Below are 3,259 nucleotides of genomic sequence, written 5' to 3' on the forward strand. Positions count from 1 at the left end.
GAACACTCTATACAATAATCATCTTCTCTTCTACTTAAGCGATACCACATTTTCTTTACATCTGCACGAATTTCTGTGGTTGCCCAATCTGAATAACCATGGTTAGTTACAACACTTCCAAGGTGCTGAAAGTCTTTATTCTCATATTCTATAGAACCCTTTAACCAATTCTCACTGTCTAAATAGAGTACAACCCCGCACTGATCAAATCTTGTATGACTATCCACAAAATCTGTTTCTACGACAAAACTGAAGTATTTTTCATCTGTTTCCATCTGCAGAACAGGTGCATTATCATTTCTAAAATGATAATAAGTTCTCTGCCATAAATCTGTATGTGGCTCTGTGACAATCTCAATCCTGCTGTCTGTGATTGTGGATTCTTTTGGCTCACGAATCCACTTGAAATTCTTAATATCAATACTCATCCTTCATATCCTCCATAGATTTCATATATTCATTTCCCAATATAATTATACCTAAAAGAAAAGTTTTTCACTATTTTTACACTATCCGTCTATTCATTATCTCACTTTTCTATATCCTTAATATTAGGGATAGAGCCTAATTCAAATTCATCACTATAATACTCTCCATTACAACATTGAACAGTTCCATTAAACCCCTTATGAAATAAAGTATTCATTAAACTTTGTACCTGCTTTGCAGCATCATCACTCATAGATCCATCAAAATACAACATTAACTCAATCTTCGTATCCTTATCATGAATAAACTTATAATAATCTTTGATAAATCCTTTACGCTTATTACATTTTGCACCCTGTACATCATATTTCATTGTGCTAGAAATCGTATTTCTTATATCCTCCAGCAATTCCTCATAATGATATCCCTTTGATGCATCCGTCTCTAATGTCTTATTCTTAATATCATATTCAACACCAAATTCGTACTTCTCATCTTTCATATATACAGTCGCATAAAAAACACCTTCATCAGTCGTCCCATAATCAGAGTAATATAGCTTATCATCAAAGTAACGGCTATACTTCTTATTTATTATTTTCTCTACATATTCTGCAACTTCTTGATCATTCTTGAATTCACCTGAATATTTATCATTCTAACAACCTGGTATAAGCATTACAGAAACAAGCACTAAAACAGCTAATATACGTTTCATCATACCTGTATCCTCCAAATCTTTATTATAACAGCAGGATATGATGAAGTCGGTAAAATATAATTTCTATAAAATTTTCATCAATCTAACGCCTTTCTATTTCTGTTACTATATAATATATCGATACAACGAAAGGGATATAACGCTTATGGACTATCTAGACTTTAGTAAAAAAAATGAAGACACAAATCATGAATACTTACTTCTCTTTCAAGAAGATCTTGAAAATGCAGCTAAAAACATCTACAATCATCTATCTAATGCAGATTTGTTCATTAGTGACTTTTTAGGTTATCCGCAAATGTATGTGGTCTACTCCTTCAACTGTTAAAACAACTGCCACAAGTTTAAAGAAATTCTATAAAAGTATGGCAGAACATGGAAAGATAGAGAAGAAAGATTATGATCATGTATGTCATGATATCAAGGAATCTTGTGAGTCATATAATAATCCATATTTACCATTCTAAACACAAATCCTTAGAAACATATGTTTCTAGGGATGTTTTTAATTATTCATCAAATAATGCATGACCAAGTCTTACCATTGTACTTCCTTCTGCAACCGCAATAGGGAAGTCATGTGTCATACCCATTGATAGTTCAGTTAATTGATAGTTAGGATAAGATTCCTGCAGTTTAGTTAATAGGTCTTTAGTTGCTTTAAAATATTGTCTTGTTTCTTCTACTTCAATATTAGGAGCCATCATCATTAATCCTCTAGGATTTAAATGAGGTTTATCTTTTAAGTAGTCCATAACTTCATTCATTTCTTCTTCATTAAAGCCATGTTTAGATTCTTCTTTCGCAATATTAACCTGTAATAAGATATCCATAACGAGATCATGTTTAGCTGCTTGTTTCTCTATTTCATCAATTAATCTATAGTTTGCGACAGAATGAATCATCTGTACCTTATCAATAATATACTTTACTTTATTGGTCTGTAATGTACCAATAAAATGCCATACACCTTTTCCATGGTAATCTTCATACTTCTTCAAGAAGTCCTGTACCTTATTTTCACCATAGATCATAACACCGCATTCTTCTAGCTTTTCTACTTCTTTTTCATCAATATATTTAGTTGCTGCAACAAGCTTCGCTGGTTTAACAGCTTCTAATAATCTTTTAGTTTCTGCTTCATTTACTCTCATCATTTATAACCACCCCGAAAATATTATAATTCATTTAAGGTAAAAGAAAAAGGCTGATTATCAGCCTGATTAAGGATTTGTAATAAAGAATAGCCCTGCTCATAAAGGAGTATGAATTCTTTTTTACAACAGTCAAATTGTTTAAAGAGACTTTCTTTTTCACGTTTATTTTCATATACCTTCCAATAGCCACAACATTGACACTTCTTATGATGTACAAACCCCCATACATCAGCAAGTGGATAACCCAAAAATAACCCTATTTCGTGTGGATATTGACTCATCTCAAGACGTTTCTCTAGATGAGATAGAATATCATGATCAGGATAATCATATTGTTTCAGAAAGGATTGAATGTCTTTGTTAGTCATTAAATAATTGAGTGAGGAAGGCAGATATACATATACTGTATAACGACCATGAGCATAAAAGAGATTTATTCGTAATCCTTGAAGGTTAAGAATCTGATCATAATATTCTACAAGTTCATGAACATCTGAATATCTATTATCAAGATGAAACATACTACCTAACTTACGCTTGATCAAGGTAGGTGTGCAATGCATAAGAAGAAGATGTTCAAATTGATGATATCCTAAGGTCATATTAAAGTAACTCTTTGATGGCTTCTACATCATCATCAGTACCATCATTTTCTACTTTATAAAGACATGGAACATGATAGTCTTCACTGATCTTATCACCAGCTAAACAATATGCTTCACCATATCCAGTATCACCAGATGCAATAACACCTTTAATAGATGGATTGTTTTCTAAGAAGTCTGATACTTCATAAGGAACATCTCCAAAGCCATCTGTATAAGTAAATAAGATATAGTCTTCAGAAACCTTTTCTGTACCATCTTCAATATGTAATGCGTCTGTAATACCTAGTTTTCCAATTAATGCTTCTACATTTCCAGTTCTTGATGCATAGACTACTTTCATTGTT

The 3,259-nt window shown here is 32.0% G+C and carries 6 protein-coding genes; 1 reads left to right on the forward strand and 5 read right to left on the reverse strand.

Annotated features, from left to right (window positions below):
- Both B2S90_RS05035 and B2S90_RS05040 read right to left on the reverse strand, forming a co-directional pair.
- Positions 1–428 (reverse strand): DUF1349 domain-containing protein (locus B2S90_RS05035; protein WP_286696636.1); only part of this gene is annotated, 428 nt, incomplete at its 3' end.
- A 101-nt stretch (positions 429–529) separates the two neighbouring features.
- The gene (locus tag B2S90_RS05040; RefSeq protein WP_055234093.1) at positions 530–931 is read right to left on the reverse strand and encodes a hypothetical protein; all 402 of its coding nucleotides are present in this window, start codon (positions 929–931) and stop codon (positions 530–532) included.
- Between the two features lie 521 nt (positions 932–1,452).
- Here B2S90_RS05040 and B2S90_RS05045 point away from each other — a divergent pair.
- Positions 1,453–1,617: a hypothetical protein gene (locus tag B2S90_RS05045; RefSeq protein ID WP_278780753.1), complete on the forward strand. Its 165-nt coding sequence runs from the start codon at positions 1,453–1,455 to the stop codon at positions 1,615–1,617.
- 42 nt (positions 1,618–1,659) lie between these two features.
- Here the strand turns inward: B2S90_RS05045 and B2S90_RS05050 are convergent, their stop codons facing one another.
- The 3 genes from B2S90_RS05050 to nrdI all read right to left on the reverse strand — a co-directional run.
- Positions 1,660–2,307 carry a YggS family pyridoxal phosphate-dependent enzyme gene (locus B2S90_RS05050; protein ID WP_187114820.1) on the reverse strand — a complete coding sequence of 216 codons (648 nt, stop codon included), beginning with the start codon at positions 2,305–2,307 and terminating at the stop codon, positions 1,660–1,662.
- 20 nt (positions 2,308–2,327) lie between these two features.
- On the reverse strand, positions 2,328–2,909 hold the full coding sequence (locus B2S90_RS05055) for a DUF3793 family protein (RefSeq protein ID WP_286696637.1): 582 nt from the start codon (positions 2,907–2,909) through the stop codon (positions 2,328–2,330).
- Between the two features lies 1 nt (position 2,910).
- Positions 2,911–3,259 (reverse strand): class Ib ribonucleoside-diphosphate reductase assembly flavoprotein NrdI (nrdI, locus tag B2S90_RS05060; protein WP_422652253.1); only part of this gene is annotated, 349 nt, incomplete at its 5' end.

Source organism: Catenibacterium sp. UBA627 (assembly GCF_002299355.1).
Classification (GTDB): domain Bacteria; phylum Bacillota_I; class Bacilli_A; order Erysipelotrichales; family Coprobacillaceae; genus Catenibacterium; species Catenibacterium mitsuoka.